The sequence below is a fragment of the Winogradskyella marincola genome (assembly GCF_029624125.1).
GTDB classification, from domain to species: domain Bacteria; phylum Bacteroidota; class Bacteroidia; order Flavobacteriales; family Flavobacteriaceae; genus Winogradskyella; species Winogradskyella marincola.
The window spans coordinates 39,060-56,654 of the sequence record NZ_JARSBN010000008.1 but is presented as its reverse complement, the minus strand read 5'-3'; the positions used below and the strand labels follow the sequence as shown (position 1 = coordinate 56,654).

Below are 17,595 nucleotides of genomic sequence, written 5' to 3'. Positions count from 1 at the left end.
CTTTTACAGCTTATCAATCACAGCACTTAAACGCTCGGTGATATCTTCAATACTACCTACTCCATCAACACCAAAATATTTATCTTGGTCTGAGTAGTAATCTTTTAAAATAGCTGTTTTATTATAGTATTCCTTAATACGGTTTCTGATGATGCTTTCATCGGCATCATCTGCTCTTCCGCTTGTTTCTCCACGTTTTAATAAACGCTCAACCAACACCTCATCATCAACTTCTAAGGCTACCATAGCATTAATTTGAGAATCTTTACTATCCATCAATTCGTCTAATGCTTTAGCTTGTGCATTTGTTCTTGGAAAACCATCAAAAATAAAACCGTTAGCATCGGCATTTTTTTCAACCTCTTTGTTCAACATATCAATCGTTACTTGATCTGGCACCAGCTCACCTTTATCCATGTAAGACTTCGCTAACATACCTAAGGCAGTTTCGTTTTTAATGTTATATCTAAAAACATCTCCTGTAGAGATATGTACTAGATCATATTTTTCTTTTAAGAAGTTTGCTTGTGTTCCTTTTCCTGCACCTGGAGGGCCAAATAGCACGATGTTTGTCATGTGTTGTGTTGTTTTTAATTGGTATACATCTGGCAAATCTCTTCCCAAACCATCGTAGTCTAATCCATAGCCTACAATGAATTTATTCGGAATTTCTTTACCTACATAATGAAGTTTAAAGTCTTTGTCATAAGCTTCAGGCTTGTAAAACAATGTAGCAATAAGAAGTTGCTTAACGTTTTCGTTCTTAAAAATGCGATGCACCTCTTCTAGCGTGTTGCCTGAGTCTATTATATCTTCTAAAATAACAACCGTTCTATCTGTTAAATCTTGCGTTAACCCAATAAGTCTCTGAATGTCTTCGGTAGACTTAACGCCTTCGTAAGAAGCCAATTTTATAAACGTAACCTCACAAGGGTTTGGATATTTCTTCACAAAATCGCTTACAAACATAAACGAACCATTCATAATCCCAACAAAAACAGGTATTTCATCACCTACATCTGCGGCAATCTCATTGACCATTCGTTGCACCACACCATCAATTTCATCTGCATTAACAAAGGGTTTAAAGTATAAATCGTGAAGCTTAACAACCATGGTATTATTTTAGAAATGCAAAGATAATGAATTGATTGCCGATTGCCGATTTTTTGAATTACGAATTTAACAGTATCTGCTATAATTAGCTTATTTTTGCATTGAATTAATGTTGAATCTTAAAAAATTTCCCATGTATTCGGGAAGTAAACATGAACTACTTTTCTTCAAACTTTAAACTCGGAATTCTTGGTGGTGGACAATTAGGCAAAATGATTTTGTATCATACACGCAAATACGACATACATACATGCGTGTTAGATCCTAGCAAAGACGCACCTGCAAGACTGGCTTGTGATGAATTTTCGGTTGGCGATTTATTAGATTACGAAACGGTTGTTAACTTCGGTAAACAAGTTGATATCCTTACTATTGAAATTGAAAACGTAAACGTTGAAGCTCTGGAAACGCTTGAAAAGGAAGGCATAAGAGTATATCCTTCAGCAAAGACGTTACGTACCATTCAAAATAAAGCAACACAAAAACTATTTTATCGCGACCACGATATCCCAACGGCTGATTTTTCGAGATTTGCGCATACATCTGAAATTGAAGATGCTGTAGAAAATGGTGGATTAGAGTATCCGTTTGTATGGAAAAGTGCTCGATTTGGTTATGACGGACAAGGAGTAAAAGTTGTAAGACGCTACACGGATTTGGTAGATTTACCAAATGTTGAATGCATCGCAGAGGATTTAATTCCTTTTAAAAATGAATTGGCTGTCATTGTTGCTAGAAACAGTAAAGGTCATTTAAAAACATATCCAGTAGTTGAGATGGAGTTTCATCCTGAAGCCAATCAAGTTGAGTATGTAATTTGTCCGGCTAGAATTCCGGATAACATTGCAAAAAAGGCAGAACTTGTGGCCTTAAAAACTGCAGCTGCTTTTGAGCATGTTGGACTTTTGGCAGTGGAAATGTTTCAAACCGAAAATGATGATATTATTGTAAACGAAGTTGCACCAAGACCTCACAACTCTGGTCATTACAGCATAGAAGCAAGTTATACAGACCAATTTGAGCAGCACTTAAGATGTATTTTAGGGTTACCACTTGGCAACACAGAAAGTAAAGTAGCAGGTGTTATGGTTAATTTAGTTGGTGCTGAAGACTACACAGGCAACGTACTTTACAAAAACATTGAAGACATTATGGCAATGGATGGCGTTACACCTCATATTTATGGAAAAAAACAAACACGTCCGTTCCGTAAAATGGGACATGTTACCATTGTAAATAAAGATATAAATAAGGCGCGTGAAGTTGCTGAAAAAGTAAAGAAAACAATAGAAGTAATTAGTGAATAAAAATGTCACCTCGAGCGCAGTCGAGAGGTCATTCTAAAAAATTTATTTTCTATATAGAGGTCTCGACTGCACTTGACCAGACATAAAACATATTATATAAGCATGAGCAAAGTAGGAGTAATAATGGGAAGTAAAAGCGATTTGCCAGTAATGCAAGACGCTATAGATATATTAAAAGGATTTGATATCGAAGTAGAAGTTGATATCGTATCTGCACATCGCACACCAGAAAAATTATTCGATTATAGTAAAAACGCACATACCAGAGGCATCAAAGTTATTGTAGCTGGTGCTGGTGGTGCTGCACATTTACCTGGCATGGTAGCTTCGCTATCTCCATTACCTGTAATTGGTGTTCCTGTAAAAAGTAGCAACTCAATAGATGGTTGGGATTCTGTATTATCAATTTTACAAATGCCAGGCGGAGTTCCTGTGGCGACTGTAGCATTAAATGGAGCTAAAAATGCAGGCATTTTAGCAGCTCAAATTTTAGGTAGTTCTGACCAGTGTATTCTAGACAAGGTAATCGTTTACAAAGAAGGTTTAAAAGCTAAGGTTATAGAGTCTGCAAAGGACCTATAAAAAAGCCTCAACTTCCGTCGAGGCTTTTTTCGCTATTAACCAATCCTTAAGAACAAAAGTTCTTGTTCGTCAAAGATGATGCAAATGTAGGAAAAACTTAATTAATATTTCACTGCCAATTCTCTTAAAATAGTGTTAAAACACACATTATCAACAACATACGTAAGAAAAATTAGACGATAAAAATGACAATTCTCAACAAATCTTTTGATACTCAATACAATACAGCTCCATTTTCTAAAATAAAAAATGAAGACTTTCTTCCCGCGTTTAAAACCGCTATAGAGAGTGCTAAAAAAGAGATAAATGTCATTGTTAATAACACTGAAAAACCAACTTTTGAGAACACTATTGAAGCATTGGATTATTCTGGAGAAGAATTGGACAGAATTTCGAGTATTTTTTTCAATTTAAATTCTGCTGAAACTAATGACGAAATTCAAAAAATAGCTCAGGAAGTTTCTCCTTTATTATCTGAATTTAGTAACGATATTACATTGAATGAAGAATTGTTCAAACGTGTAAAAGTTGTTTATGATTCTAAAGGAGACTTAGAATTAACTACAGAACAAGAAACGCTTCTTGATAAAAAATATAAAGGATTCTCTAGAAATGGTGCTAATTTATCTGAAGACAAAAAAGAAAAATTACGTGCTATTGATAAAGAATTAAGTCAGCTAAAACTAAAATTTGGCGAACACATTTTAGCAGAAACCAACAAATTTGAAATGCTTCTTACTGACGAATCTGATCTTTCCGGTTTACCAGAAGGTGCCAAAGAAGCAGCAAAACAATTAGCTGAAAGCAAAGGTAAAGATGGCTGGCTAATCACTTTAGATTACCCAAGCTACATCCCTTTTATGACTTACGCTGATAATCGTGAACTTCGCGAAAAATTATCCAAAGCTTTTGGCAGCAAAGGATTTCATAACGACGACTTAGATAACCAGGATATTGTTTTAAAAATTGCTAATCTTCGTTTTGAGCGTGCTCAACTTTTAGGCTACAAAACCCATGCTCATTTTGTTTTAGAAGAGCGCATGGCAGAAACACCTGAGAAAGTTAACGCTTTTTTAAATGAACTTTTAGATAAAGCAAAACCAGCCGCACAAGAAGAGTTTGAAAAACTCGAAGCTTTTGCAAAAGAGTTAGACAGTATTGACCAGTTACAAAAATGGGATTCGGCTTACTATTCTGAAAAATTGAAACAAAAATTATTCGATTTAGATGATGAAAAACTAAAGCCATATTTCAAATTAGAAAATGTTATTAATGGTGCATTTACTGTCGCTAATAAATTATTCGGACTTCAGTTTGAAGAAATTAACACTGTCGATAAATATCATGAAGATGTTTTAACTTATAAAGTTACCGATAGTGAAGGCGAATTGGTTTCTATATTTTATGCCGACTTTTTCCCAAGATCCGGAAAACGTAATGGTGCCTGGATGACATCTTACAAGCCTCAAATGATTAAAAATAGTGTTAACGAGAGACCTCACGTATCTATCGTTTGTAATTTCACCAAACCAACAAAGAGTAAACCTTCCTTATTAACCTTTAATGAAGTTACGACTTTGTTTCACGAATTTGGACATGCGCTTCATGGCATGTTAGCCAACACCACCTACCCTAGTCTTTCTGGTACAAGTGTGTTTTGGGACTTTGTAGAATTACCAAGCCAGGTTTTAGAAAATTGGTGTTACGAAGAAGAATCTCTAAAACTCTTTGCTACGCATTACGAAACTGGAGACGTGATTCCGATGGAACTGGTTGAAAAGATAAAAGCTTCAGCAACCTTCCATGAAGGTATGCAAACCTTGCGTCAGTTGAGTTTTGGTATGCTAGACATGAGCTGGCATGGTATAGATCCAACAGCAATTACAAGCGTAAAAACACACGAATCTGAAGCTTTTGGCGAAACAAAACTATATCCTGATGTTGAGGAAAACTGTATGAGTACAGCTTTTGCACATATTTTTCAAGGAGGCTACTCTTCTGGTTACTACAGCTACAAATGGGCAGAAGTTTTAGATGCAGATGCGTTTGAATATTTTAAACAAGAAGGCATTTTTAATAAAACGGTTGCCGATAAATTTAAGGCATTTGTATTGTCTCAAGGTGGCACAGAAAACCCAATGACTTTGTACAAAAAGTTTAGAGGGCAAGAACCTCAACCTGAAGCGTTACTACGACGTGCTGGTTTACTGAAATAAACACTCACAATACACGTTAGTGTCTTATGAGGTTTTTAAAGCTTATTGGACACATTTTAATTATAACAATCTTAACCGCCTTAACACAAATTGGCGGTTTTGTTTGGATAATTACTATTGTATTATCTAAAGCTAAAAATTGGAAAAAACGCTATGTTTTTCCATTAATTTATTTAGTATTCAACATTATCATTGTACCACCTATTGCTTCATACTTTGGCAGAGTACAATTACCTTTATTCAGTAATAATTTAGAACCTAAAAATTGGTTTTACCCTTTAGCTTTTAGAAACTACGTTACACCAGAACTAAAAGAGATCTTACTAAAAAGCAGTCAAAAAAGTGGTATTAGAATAACATATTTAGATGCTAACTTTCCTTTTTATAACGGCTTTCCATTATTACCACACTTAAGCCATAATGATGGAAAGAAAATAGATCTTAGTTTTATGTATTTAGATAAGACAGGTAAGGCTACCAATAAAAAACCATCATTCTCTGGCTATGGAGCTTTTGTTAACTCAAATAACCTAATATCTAAAAATTGTATTGACAATGGGTATTGGCAATATGATTTCACTAAACATCTTACTTTCAGCACAGACAAAGAACTGACTTTTGATGAATCTTCAACAAAAAAGTTAATTCAACATCTTTTATCTCATTCTGAAACACAAAAAATTTTCATTGAACCTTATCTTAAAAGCAATTTAAATCTTCAAGATTCCAGAATAAGGTTTCATGGCTGCCAAGCAGTAAGACATGATGACCATATTCATTTACAAATCAAATAAACTTTCAATAATTATTGAAAGTTTAAAATTTATTATATATTTGCTACATGGAATATAAAGAAGCAAAAGATAAATTTGTAAGTACTTGGGGAAGTTTAGGGTCACTTTGGGGCATTAACAAAGCCATGGCTCAAATACAAGCGTTGCTTTTTATTTCTACAAAACCCTTATCAATGGAAGAGATTATGGAAGAACTCAGAATCTCACGTGGTAATACCAGCATGAATTTAAGACAACTTATAGATTGGGGAATTGTAACTAAAGTATTGGTATCTGGAGAGCGCAAAGAGTTTTTTACCACCGAAAAAGATGTGCAAGAACTGGCTCGTATTGTTGCCAAAGAACGTAGCCGCAGAGAAATAAAACCTGTTATAAAAGTTTTAGAAGAAGTCTCCTCAATTGAAAATGATGGTACAGAAGCCACTAAAGAATTAATAAAACAAACCAAAGCCTTAAAGGAACTTACAGACGATTTAGACACCTTAATGAACAAATTAGTAAACCAAAAACAAAACTGGTTAACAAAGTCTGTTATAAAGCTAATGAAGTAGCTATATTTTTTTAAACTAAACTTTCAATTTTTTTTGAAAGTTTTAAAACAATAGAATTATGAAAACAACAAGAGTTATTTATCAACTTAATATTACATTAATTGTCTTTAACCTAATACTCATTATTATGCCTTTCTATGCACTACTTTTCTTAATCGTATTAGGTGCTTTTCAGATTTTATTTGCGATAATTATTGGATTTTATTTCAAAGAAATGTCACCTGCTATTAGGACAAACTACCTTCTTTACATACTTTTAGTTGCATCTGTACTTTATACATTCTTCCTTGTTAATAAAGGTTTTTTAGATTCCGGACAGCAACTTATAACCTTGTGTTTTGTCACATCAATTTGTCTTGCGTTTCATAATTTATTCATAACCTATAAAATCCAGAAATAATGAATAAAAATCTTAAAACATCCTTTGGAATAATTCAATTTTCATGGAAAAAAACGATCTGGCTATACACAATGCTATTTCCTATCTTATTTATTGATTACTCATCAATTCAATGGCAAGACTTAGCTTTAAACATTCTACTCTTGTTCTTAACTGTAGGTATAGGTCACTCTGTTGGCTTACATAGAGGCATCATACACAAATCCTACAAAACAAGTAAAACTTTTAGAAAAATCAGCCTCTATCTTTTTGCATTAACTGGATTAGGAAGTCCATTAAATTGGTTAAAACAACATTACTTTAGAGACTATTGGCAAAACAGAAATGATTGCCCTAGATACTTTCAATATAAACATTCTTTGTTCACAGATTACTACTGGAATCTTCATCTTACTTTTATTCCAACAGATTTAGTACGTTATCAAATTCCAGAAGAGGATTTAAACGATTCAACTATACTTTGGCTACATAAAACATGGCAATTACATTATATCATCTTTATGCTCCTACTGTATTTTCTTGTTGGTTTTAACAGCATGCTTATTGCAACATGTTTACGTACGTCAATCATAATTCTTGGCCACTGGTATATTGGCTGCGCATCACATAAATACGGTTACTCTAGACATAAAATAAATGGCGCAGATGAGAGTGGCTACAACGACATATTACTTGGACTACTATCATTTGGAGAAGGTTTTCACAACAACCATCACTCTTATCCTACTTCAGCTAAATTTTCTTCAAAATGGTATGAAATAGATTTTGGATGGATGATTGCATATTTATTAAAAAAGTTAAAAATTATTTCTGCTGTAAAAACACAGAAAGGAAATTTAAAATCAACCGCAATAGCTTACAATTCTACAAATTGGAAATTACCAAAACTATAACACCATGAAAACACAATCCATACCTTACAGTGATTTTGCAGAACAAAACCGAATAGAAATGGTAGATTTCTATAACGAAGCTACCGAAGATTATGAGTTTTGGAGTAACGATTACAACATGCATTTTGGTTATTTCATTCCGTTTAAAACAAATCCTTTTAAACGCGATTCTATGTTAAATGAAATGAACAACCAAGTCACAAAAAGACTAAACATAGGTAAAACCAAAAACCGACTTATCGACTTAGGTTGTGGTATGGGAGCCACAATGCGATATGCATTAAAGCATTACAAAAACGTCGTAGCTTATGGTGTAACGTTATCCGATTTTCAGGTAAAAAAAGGCAACGAATTACTAGAAGGTAAAAACGGTATCATTTTAAAAGAAAATTATAACAACACCTCATTTCAATCCGACTCATTTGACTCTGCTGTAGCTATTGAAAGCTTTTGCCATTCGGGTCATAATTTTAATTCCCTCAAAGAAATGCACAGACTACTAAAACCTGGAGGACGCTTTGTTATGGCTGATGCTTTTCTAAAAAAAGACAGATCTCAACTATGCAAAGGCGGCAAATTTGCCTACAATAAATTATGTAACCACTGGAGTTTAGAAAAACTAGAGACACACCAGCGCATAACGGAAAATTTAAAAGAACTAGGATTTACCAACATAAAGGTTGAAGATGTCTCGATGAGAGTAGCTCCTTCTGTTCTGCATGTGCCTTTTGCCATTTTAGGATTTATTTTCAAGAAAATTTTTGGTTTCAAAAACCTAAAAAGAGAAAGTCTTCATAATTTAAAAGGATCTTTCTACGCTCTGTTATCTGGTTTGCACCTTAAAAGTTTTGGATATTACATTATTAGTGCAACGAAACGTTAGGAAAATGTGAACACCCATTTTAGGTCTTATTTTTTTAACTATTTTTGACTAAGCAATGAAAACTAAGAATGGCTAACCATCAATTAAATCCTAACAACTGGATTGATTTGTATTCAGATTACCTATTTAACTATACCATCTCTAGGGTTAATGATAGAGCAATGGCTCAAGATTTGGTATCTGAAACTTTTTTGGCTGGCCTAAAATCCATGAACAATTTTAAGGGCGAAGCCAGTGAGCGCACTTGGCTGGTCTCTATTCTTAAGCGGAAAATCATAGATTATTACAGAAAAATAAATTCTAACAAAGGAAAAGCTGAAGTTAGAATGACCTACAACAATGATTCTGAATCTGAAGGCGATTGGCTAGAAGAACGTGTAGCCGATCCTTTTGATAAAACTGCTGAAGACAAATTAGAAAATACCGAATTAGGTAATGCTATTTATGATTGTCTATCTAAACTTCCTGAAAAGCAAGCTGAAGTTTTTAAAATGAAGACAATTTTAGGTTACGACACCGAAACGATTTGTAATGAATTAGATATTACTGCGTCTAACCTTTGGGTAATAATACACAGAGCAAGAACAGCTTTAGCTGATTGCATGGAAGAAAATTGGTTTTAAAATCAAAATGAAAAAAAATTTTTTATTTATAAGTTGCGAAGAGGCCAAACACATTTGTGACAAATCACAATATGGAGAAGCTACCGGTTGGGAGCGTATAAAACTAACCATAAGACTTACATGGTGTCGTGTCACAAAAGCTTATTCTAAAAAGAACAGCAAATTAAGTGATGTTATTGAGCATGCCGAAGTTGATTGTCTTAAAAAAGATGAACGAAACAAACTAAAAAAACAGTTTGAAGAAGAACTAGAGAAGCATCAATAAAACTGCAAGCCATAAAATAGGCAAACCTTCTACCCAAAACGCACTGTAATATTTAGATTGTTTTTTGTGAGCAAACAACACAAAAACGAGTGTTACAAACAGTATTACACCATTTGAAATAATATCTACACTCTTTATTTCATCTTTAAAATATTCCAAAAAGAAAAAGACTAACAGCAACAACACACCTATAATTTTAGTGTTCTTAATACCTATTCGCTGTGGTATTGTTGCTAATTTCACACTGTCAAAAACAAGATCTCTAATCTCAAAAGGCAGCATTAATACTATCACAAAAATAAAACGCTGTACAGCTGTCACTACAACATTAGCGTCTATATAAAAACCATTATCAATTAATGGCAAAAAAACAGTTGTAAACATCCATACCAATGCTATTACGTAAACCTTTAAGCCACTAACTTCTCTTAAATTCTTTTTTTCATCTCTAAAGTAACGCATCGGCAATAAAGGAATAGCATATAAAAATGTTATAAAACCAAATACAGAAAGGCATATTAGAGAGTTTACATTGAGTTGTAAAGCAAAGTAACCCATTCCTAAAAAAGCAAAAAAAGAAAATATCTGAATGGCTTTTAGCCACACTGTTAAGCTTCTATGGTGAAATTTAGCTACACCAAAATACTTTACAAAATTATAGCCTGTAATGGTAGCAAAAAACACAAAGGCCAGCATAGTTGTATTATATTCCATTTCAAACTGCACAAGCGTTACCCAAGTCATTGCAACCACAGCCAAAGCCACATGAATACTACTGTTGATGTAAAAATTTAATATTTGCTTTAAAATATGCATTAGACAAAAATAATCATTGTGTTAATAACCCTTGTTTTCGGTTAAAAACTTTAGTTCTCATTACTCAATAAAATAGTGGTTTTCTGTATTTTTGCATATCAAAAAAAACAGCAGAATTAAGAATGGATACAACCTCTTTTGCACTTAGACACATTGGCCCAAACCAAGAACAAAAAAACGCAATGTTAGACACCATTGGTGCTTCTAGCATAGAGCAATTAGTTTCAGAAACTATACCAGCAGGTATTAGACTAAAAAAAGACTTAGATCTAGAGCCTGCAATGAGCGAACAAGAATATTTACAACATATAAATAAATTATCTCAGCTCAATAAAGTATTCAAATCTTACATTGGTTTAGGATATCACCCTTCTAATCTACCAGCTGTTATTCAGCGAAATATTTTAGAAAATCCAGGCTGGTACACAGCTTACACACCTTACCAAGCAGAAATCGCACAAGGTCGTTTAGAAGCGTTATTAAATTTCCAAACTATGGTTATTGATTTAACAGGTATGGAAATTGCAAATGCATCACTTTTAGACGAAAGTACTGCTGCTGCAGAAGCTATGAGTTTATTGTTTGCGGTTAGAGATCGTGCTCAGAAAAAAGCAGGTGTCAACAAATTCTTTGTTTCAGACTTAGTATTACCACAAACTATTGCGCTTTTAGAAACCAGAGCAACACCGATTGGTATTGAATTAGAAATTGGTAATGAAGCGGAATACAACCTATCTGAAGATTATTTTGGAGCGCTTTTACAATATCCTGGTAAAAACGGACAAATTACAGACATAAAATCTTTTATAGAAAAAGCCAATGCTCAAAACATCAAAGTAGCTGTAGCTGCAGATATTTTAAGCTTAGTAAAACTTGAAGCACCTGGTAAATTTGGTGCTGATGTGGTTGTTGGTACAACACAACGATTTGGTATTCCAATGGGTTATGGTGGTCCTCACGCTGCATATTTTGCTACAAAGGAAGCCTATAAAAGAGACGTTCCTGGTCGTATTATTGGTGTTACAAAAGACTCTAATGGCAATAGAGCCTTACGTATGGCTTTACAAACCAGAGAGCAACACATTAAAAGAGACAAAGCAACTTCTAACATTTGTACAGCACAGGTATTATTAGCTGTTATGGCAGGAATGTATGCTGTATATCACGGCCCAAAAGGTTTAGAATTTATTGCTAATAAAGTTCAGAATACCACAGCAACTTTAGCTACTGCTTTAGAAAAATTAGGTTTAGAGCAAGTTAACTCACATTATTTTGACACTATCCAAATAAAAGCAGATCCTGTTAAAGTAAAATACGAAGCCGTAAAAAAAGAAGTTAACTTCTATTATCCAGACAACAATACTGTTACTATAGCTATAAATGAAACTACTACTGTTTCAGACTTAAATGAAATTATTTCAATTTTTGAAGCTGTAACAGAAACGACTACAGATGAGATTACATCAATTTCTGAAGCTAATACAATTCCAGATCACTTAAAGCGTCAAACAGAATTTTTAACTTTTGATGTTTTTAACGCTTACCATTCTGAAACAGAATTAATGCGCTACATCAAAAAATTAGAGCGTAAAGATTTGGCATTAAATCACTCGATGATTTCTTTAGGTTCTTGTACTATGAAACTTAACGCTGCTTCAGAAATGTTACCACTTAGTTGGCCAAGTTGGGGCAATATGCATCCATTTGCACCAAAAGAGCAAGCTGCTGGTTACCAATTAATGCTAAATACATTAGAAAATCAGCTTACAGAAATTACTGGCTTTGCCGCAACATCTTTACAACCAAACTCTGGAGCGCAAGGAGAATTTGCTGGTCTTATGGTAATTAAAGCCTATCATGAATCTCGTGGAGATCATCATAGAAACATCTGTTTAATTCCATCGTCTGCACACGGAACAAATCCTGCAAGTGCGGTTATGGCAGGTATGAAAGTTGTTGTAACAAAAGCATCAGAAGACGGAAATATTGATATAGATGATTTAAGAGAAAAAGCAGAATTACACAAGGATAATCTTTCTGCATTAATGGTAACTTACCCTTCTACGCATGGTGTTTACGAATCTGCTATAAAAGAGATTACACAGATCATCCACGATAATGGTGGACAAGTGTACATGGATGGAGCTAACATGAATGCTCAAGTTGGGTTAACCAATCCTGGAAATATTGGAGCAGATGTATGTCACCTTAACTTACACAAGACCTTTGCAATTCCTCACGGAGGTGGTGGTCCTGGTGTTGGTCCAATTTGTGTTGCAGAACAACTGGTACCTTTCTTACCTGGCAACCCAATTATAAAAACAGGTGGTCACCAATCTATTTCGGCAATTTCAGCAGCTCCTTTTGGTTCTGCATTAGTATGTCTTATTTCTTATGGTTACATCTCAATGTTAGGTGCAAAAGGATTAAAACAAGCTACCGAAACTGCAATTCTTAATGCCAACTATATTAAAGAACGTTTAGAAGGTTACTACCCAACACTATATACAGGTGAAAACGGAAGAGCTGCACACGAAATGATAATAGATTGTCGTGATTTTAAAGCTAACGGCATCGAAGTTACTGATATTGCAAAGCGTTTAATGGATTATGGTTTTCATGCACCAACAGTATCATTCCCTGTGGCAGGCACCATGATGATAGAACCTACTGAAAGTGAAAGTAAAGCTGAAATGGATCGTTTTTGTGATGCTATGATTTCTATTAAAAAAGAGATTGATAACGCATCAAAAGAAGAACCTAATAACGTGCTAAAAAATGCACCTCACACACTAGAAATGCTAACTTCAGATGAATGGTTATTACCTTATAGTCGCGAAGCTGCAGCTTTCCCACTAGACTATATTAGAGATAATAAGTTTTGGCCAAGTGTACGACGTGTAGATGATGCTTACGGAGACAGAAATTTAATCTGTAGCTGTGCGCCAATCGAAGATTATATCGAGGCTTAAGATTAAAATATTAACACAAATAGAAAAAGTGCTCAAATTAAGCACTTTTTTTATGGTATTTACAATAGAATTCAGAATAATTAAGAATTTAAAAAAAATATCACTTTTACAAGGTTTATCCATCTTCATGTATAAGAGTTTAATTAGCTTAGTAAATTAATAGCAAATTTTGAGGCATGGGAATTAAGATCACAGGTACAGGAAGCTACATTCCTAAAGGGATTGAAAAAAATGAAGATTTTCATCAACATGAATTTTTAAATACTGACGGATCAAAAATTAATCATCCAAACGAAGTTATCGTAGAAAAATTCAAAGCCATTACTGGCATTGTTGAACGTCGTTATGCAGACGATCAATTAGTCGCTTCAGACATTGGTTTTCTTGCTGCCCAAAAAGCTATTGATGATGCCAACATAGATCCAGAAACTATAGATTATATCATCTGTGCTCATAATTTTGGTGACGTAAAAGCTAACACTATTCAGAGTGATATTTTACCATGTCTAGCTTCACGTATTAAACACAGACTTCGCATCAAGAACCCTAAGTGCGTTGCTTACGATATTTTATTTGGTTGTCCTGGTTGGGTAGAAGGAGTTATACAAGCGCAAGCATACATTAAGGCTGGCATGGCAAAACGCTGTCTTGTTGTTGGTGCAGAAACGCTTTCTCGAGTAGTCGATAAGCACGACAGAGATTCTATGATATACTCAGATGGTGCTGGTGCTAGTATTGTTGAAGCTACAGATACTGAAGAAGGTATTTTAGCACATGAATCGGCTTCATTTACTTACGATGAAGCTTACTATTTATTCTTCGGAAATTCTAACAATAAAAATCTTTGCCCAGATACGCGCTACATCAAAATGCATGGTCGTAAAATTTATGAATTTGCATTAACCAACGTAGCTCAAGCTATGAAAGATTGCTTAGAAAAAAGTGGTGTTGACGTTTCTGAAGTAAAGAAAGTACTCATCCATCAGGCAAATGAAAAAATGGACGAAGCCATCATAAAACGTTTTTACAGACTTTTTAAAGCAAAAGCTCCAGAAGGTATTATGCCAATGAGCATTCATAAATTAGGAAATAGTTCTGTAGCAACTGTCCCTACCCTTTTTGATTTAATACGAAACAATAAACTCGAAGATCACCAAATCAATAAAGGAGATGTTATTATATTTGCAAGTGTTGGCGCTGGTATGCATATCAACGCTATTGTTTACAGATATTAATAAAACTTTACCGCTGTTGCGGAAATGTAATGTACGAAAAAACATATCCTAACAAGCGATTTAAACTCACTCTTCAGTTTTTACAAAAACACATTTCTACTTCTGAAACAATTTTAGATTTAGGTGTTAAAAATCCATTTTCAGAAGTTATGGTTTCTGAAGGTTATACTGTTGAAAACACCAAAGGCGAAGACCTTGACGAAGACCGTTCTACAATAGAAAATTCTTCTGCTAAAGTTGTTACTGCGTTCGAAATTTTTGAACACTTACTCTCTCCATACGAGGTTTTGAAATCTATTAAGACCGAAAAACTTGTCATTAGCGTTCCTCTAAGATTATGGTTTGCTTCAGCGTACAGAAGTAAGACTGATAAATGGGACAGACATTACCATGAGTTTGAAGATTGGCAACTCGACTGGTTATTAGAAAAAACAGGCTGGAAAATTATAGACCGACAACAATGGACCAATCCTGTAAAAAAAATCGGTATTAGACCGCTTTTAAGACACTTTACAAATCGGTATTATATTATCTACGCTGAAAGAATTTCCGGATAGAATTCTTTAGATTTGAAATTTAGAATTTAGATATTGAATTTCTACATCATCATACCAGCTCATAACGAAGAGGCTTTTATTAGCAAAACACTAGAGTCCTTAGCAAAGCAAACACTTTTGCCTAAAAAGTTGGTTGTGGTAAATGATAATTCTACCGATAATACAGAAGCTGTAGTTGATGGTTTTTCAAAAATGCATCCTTGGATTTCTCAGGTGATTTCAAAATCATCAGATCAGCATTTACCTGGTTCTAAAATCATAAATGCCTTTTACAAGGGTTTTGAAACTTTAGATGACAACTATGATGTGATTTGTAAGTTTGATGCAGACCTTATTTTTCCGGATAATTATTTAGAAACGCTGGCTAATCATTATAGTAAAAATCCTAAACTTGGTATGGCTTCTGGTTTTTGTTACATCGAAAAAGACAACCAATGGATTCTTGAAAATCTTACCAATAAAGATCATATTAGAGGTGCCTTGAAAGCTTATCGTAAAACCTGTTTTAATCAAATTGGGCAATTAAAACCTTCTATGGGTTGGGATACTGTAGATGAGTTATTAGCAAAATTTCATAATTGGAACATTCTAACAGACGAATCACTTCATGTAAAACATTTGAAACCTACAGGACAATCTTACAACAAGGCTTCTAAATATCTGCAAGGAGAAGCGATGTATAAAATGCGCTATGGTTTTTGGATTACTTTAATTTCTGCTGTAAAATTAGCGTCGAAGAAAGGCAGCTTTAGATTATTCAAAGATTATATGGCTGGTTATTTTAAAGCTAAATCCTTAAAAACTGAATTTCTGGTTTCTAAAGATGAAGGTAAGTTTATTAGAGACTTGCGTTGGAAAGGGATAAAATCCAAGCTTCATTAACTAAGTTTTTTTTTAAAATTGAATAAAACTCACGAATTCTATTATGAAAGAAAAATTAACTTTTTTAATTTTTTCAATTTTAACTTTTCTATTAATAAGTTGTAATGCTGTAAGTATTCAAAATACTTCAAATGATTTCAAATGGAAGAATAAAAAATTTGATAATAAATTTGAATTAAAGCTCGATTATAAACCCACAATAATTAATAAGATAATATCTAAAGAACCCATATTCTTTGACTTAAATGACTCTTTAAGTCTAGATATAAATTATCGAATTAAAAGCACTTTAGTTAAAAAACTCCAAAAAAGAAATATTTATTTAACAGAAAAGGACGAAATTATATTATCGGTAGACTCTTTGGTTTTTCAAGAATATTCTGAATCAAAATCTGTTTACTCCAACGACGGATTGGAATACTTAAATGATTCGGAGCAAGATTTCTTTAAATTCAAAATAGTTGGATCCATAAAATCAAAACGCCTGGAAGAAGAAATTGCGGTAAAAAAAGAACACAATACAGATCCTCGAGAATCATATACTATTTCTGGTATTATTGTAAAAGACGGAATTAACGCAAATGCAGAAAAAATGATTGAAAACACCATTAACGAATTTAGTTATAGAGTTTATGAAAAACTAAAATAAGTCTAAGGATTCCGAAACAAGTTCAGCATGATAAAATTTATTAAAAACTCCAATTTTTATAACTGCTTGATGCTTCTATTTTGTTTTCAATAGCATCATCTAGTTCTGGGAAGAAATCTATTCCTGTTAATTTTTCAACCTCATCTACTGATACCACAAACTTATATAATGGCATATCTGAGTCATTATGATTCATCAGAAAAGCTAATACTTTTGGTTTTCCGTTGGTATAATCTAAAACAATTTTATAAAACTGATTTGGCACAGCAACACGCTCTTCACCTATTGTTTTTAGACCGTCTTTTAAAATTCCTCCTGTAACCACAAAAACACCATCATATTTTTTAGCCCAATACCTTACTTTCTGTTCTAATCTGTTCCATACACCAGCATTAAATTGATGTTCTTGCGGACTAATATTACTGGTTAAAAAAGTTTCATCGTGTGCAGCTTTACTAAACCTACGATCTCCTGCCGGACAAAGGTGTCCTCGATCGTAACCCGATTGCTTATAATTTCTCCAATGCGCTGCTCCACTTTTTACAGCATTATCAATTTCAAAATATGGTCGTTTGTGATTTGTAGAACTCAGATGTGAGGACTTAAGTTCATATGCTACCCACTCTGCTTGTTCGTATGGCTCACTATACGATAATGAATAGTTTTGATGATGTACAATTTGTCCTGTAGTACTAGTCGGTAAAAAGTATTCGTTGGTTTCTGTTTTTGGTTGTTTACCTTCTTCTACAATAGCCGATTTTTCTTCTGAATTTAGGTAATGCTCAAAAACATAAATAGCTATCAAAATTATGATAGCTATTATGGAATATACTCGTTTTTTGTTCAAAATAAAG

General features: G+C 33.7%; 17 protein-coding genes. 14 read left to right on the top strand and 3 right to left on the bottom strand.

Annotation, left to right across the window (positions count from 1 at the left end; genetic code table 11):
• Positions 1 to 3: 3 nt before the first annotated feature.
• Positions 4 to 1,116: an adenylate kinase gene (locus P7122_RS13500; RefSeq protein WP_278006333.1), complete on the bottom strand. Its 1,113-nt coding sequence runs from the start codon at positions 1,114 to 1,116 to the stop codon at positions 4 to 6.
• A gap of 152 nt (positions 1,117 to 1,268) precedes the next feature.
• Between P7122_RS13500 and P7122_RS13495 the strand changes: the two genes are divergently transcribed.
• The 9 genes from P7122_RS13495 to P7122_RS13455 all read left to right on the top strand — a co-directional run bounded on the left by P7122_RS13495 (position 1,269) and on the right by P7122_RS13455 (position 9,630).
• Positions 1,269 to 2,423 carry a 5-(carboxyamino)imidazole ribonucleotide synthase gene (locus tag P7122_RS13495; protein WP_278006332.1) on the top strand — a complete coding sequence of 385 codons (1,155 nt, stop codon included), beginning with the start codon at positions 1,269 to 1,271 and terminating at the stop codon, positions 2,421 to 2,423.
• A gap of 102 nt (positions 2,424 to 2,525) precedes the next feature.
• Complete coding sequence (purE, locus tag P7122_RS13490; protein WP_076620265.1) at positions 2,526 to 3,005, top strand: 5-(carboxyamino)imidazole ribonucleotide mutase; 480 nt, start codon at positions 2,526 to 2,528, stop codon at positions 3,003 to 3,005.
• Between the two features lie 185 nt (positions 3,006 to 3,190).
• Complete coding sequence (locus P7122_RS13485) at positions 3,191 to 5,221, top strand: M3 family metallopeptidase (protein WP_278006331.1); 2,031 nt, start codon at positions 3,191 to 3,193, stop codon at positions 5,219 to 5,221.
• Positions 5,222 to 5,247: 26 nt separating this feature from the next.
• Positions 5,248 to 6,015, top strand: coding sequence for a hypothetical protein (locus P7122_RS13480; protein ID WP_278006330.1), 768 nt, complete (start codon positions 5,248 to 5,250; stop codon positions 6,013 to 6,015).
• Between the two features lie 47 nt (positions 6,016 to 6,062).
• On the top strand, positions 6,063 to 6,566 hold the full coding sequence (locus P7122_RS13475) for a GbsR/MarR family transcriptional regulator (RefSeq protein ID WP_278006329.1): 504 nt from the start codon (positions 6,063 to 6,065) through the stop codon (positions 6,564 to 6,566).
• Positions 6,567 to 6,965: 399 nt separating this feature from the next.
• Entirely contained in the window at positions 6,966 to 7,859 is an 894-nt protein-coding gene (locus P7122_RS13470; RefSeq protein ID WP_278006328.1) for a fatty acid desaturase, read from the top strand.
• A 4-nt stretch (positions 7,860 to 7,863) separates the two neighbouring features.
• Positions 7,864 to 8,742, top strand: a complete 879-nt coding sequence (locus tag P7122_RS13465; protein WP_278006327.1) for an SAM-dependent methyltransferase — start codon at positions 7,864 to 7,866, stop codon at positions 8,740 to 8,742.
• A 68-nt stretch (positions 8,743 to 8,810) separates the two neighbouring features.
• Positions 8,811 to 9,365: a sigma-70 family RNA polymerase sigma factor gene (locus tag P7122_RS13460; RefSeq protein ID WP_278006326.1), complete on the top strand. Its 555-nt coding sequence runs from the start codon at positions 8,811 to 8,813 to the stop codon at positions 9,363 to 9,365.
• Between the two features lie 7 nt (positions 9,366 to 9,372).
• The gene (locus P7122_RS13455) at positions 9,373 to 9,630 is read left to right on the top strand and encodes a hypothetical protein (protein ID WP_278006325.1); all 258 of its coding nucleotides are present in this window, start codon (positions 9,373 to 9,375) and stop codon (positions 9,628 to 9,630) included.
• Here P7122_RS13455 and P7122_RS13450 read toward each other — a convergent pair.
• The gene (locus P7122_RS13450; RefSeq protein WP_278006324.1) at positions 9,613 to 10,446 is read right to left on the bottom strand and encodes a UbiA prenyltransferase family protein; all 834 of its coding nucleotides are present in this window, start codon (positions 10,444 to 10,446) and stop codon (positions 9,613 to 9,615) included. The two genes, P7122_RS13455 and P7122_RS13450, sit on opposite strands and share 18 nt — an antisense overlap.
• 122 nt (positions 10,447 to 10,568) lie before the next feature.
• Between P7122_RS13450 and gcvP the strand changes: the two genes are divergently transcribed.
• The 5 genes from gcvP to P7122_RS13425 all read left to right on the top strand — a co-directional run bounded on the left by gcvP (position 10,569) and on the right by P7122_RS13425 (position 16,741).
• On the top strand, positions 10,569 to 13,418 hold the full coding sequence (gene gcvP, locus P7122_RS13445; RefSeq protein ID WP_278006323.1) for an aminomethyl-transferring glycine dehydrogenase: 2,850 nt from the start codon (positions 10,569 to 10,571) through the stop codon (positions 13,416 to 13,418).
• Positions 13,419 to 13,594: 176 nt separating this feature from the next.
• Positions 13,595 to 14,653 carry a 3-oxoacyl-ACP synthase III family protein gene (locus tag P7122_RS13440; protein WP_278006322.1) on the top strand — a complete coding sequence of 353 codons (1,059 nt, stop codon included), beginning with the start codon at positions 13,595 to 13,597 and terminating at the stop codon, positions 14,651 to 14,653.
• A 29-nt stretch (positions 14,654 to 14,682) separates the two neighbouring features.
• Complete coding sequence (locus P7122_RS13435; protein WP_278006321.1) at positions 14,683 to 15,210, top strand: class I SAM-dependent methyltransferase; 528 nt, start codon at positions 14,683 to 14,685, stop codon at positions 15,208 to 15,210.
• Between the two features lie 33 nt (positions 15,211 to 15,243).
• Complete coding sequence (locus P7122_RS13430) at positions 15,244 to 16,092, top strand: glycosyltransferase family 2 protein (RefSeq protein WP_278006320.1); 849 nt, start codon at positions 15,244 to 15,246, stop codon at positions 16,090 to 16,092.
• 43 nt (positions 16,093 to 16,135) lie between these two features.
• The gene (locus tag P7122_RS13425) at positions 16,136 to 16,741 is read left to right on the top strand and encodes a hypothetical protein (protein WP_278006319.1); all 606 of its coding nucleotides are present in this window, start codon (positions 16,136 to 16,138) and stop codon (positions 16,739 to 16,741) included.
• A gap of 40 nt (positions 16,742 to 16,781) precedes the next feature.
• Here the strand turns inward: P7122_RS13425 and P7122_RS13420 are convergent, their stop codons facing one another.
• Entirely contained in the window at positions 16,782 to 17,588 is an 807-nt protein-coding gene (locus P7122_RS13420; RefSeq protein ID WP_278006318.1) for a DNA/RNA non-specific endonuclease, read from the bottom strand.
• Positions 17,589 to 17,595 lie beyond the last annotated feature (7 nt).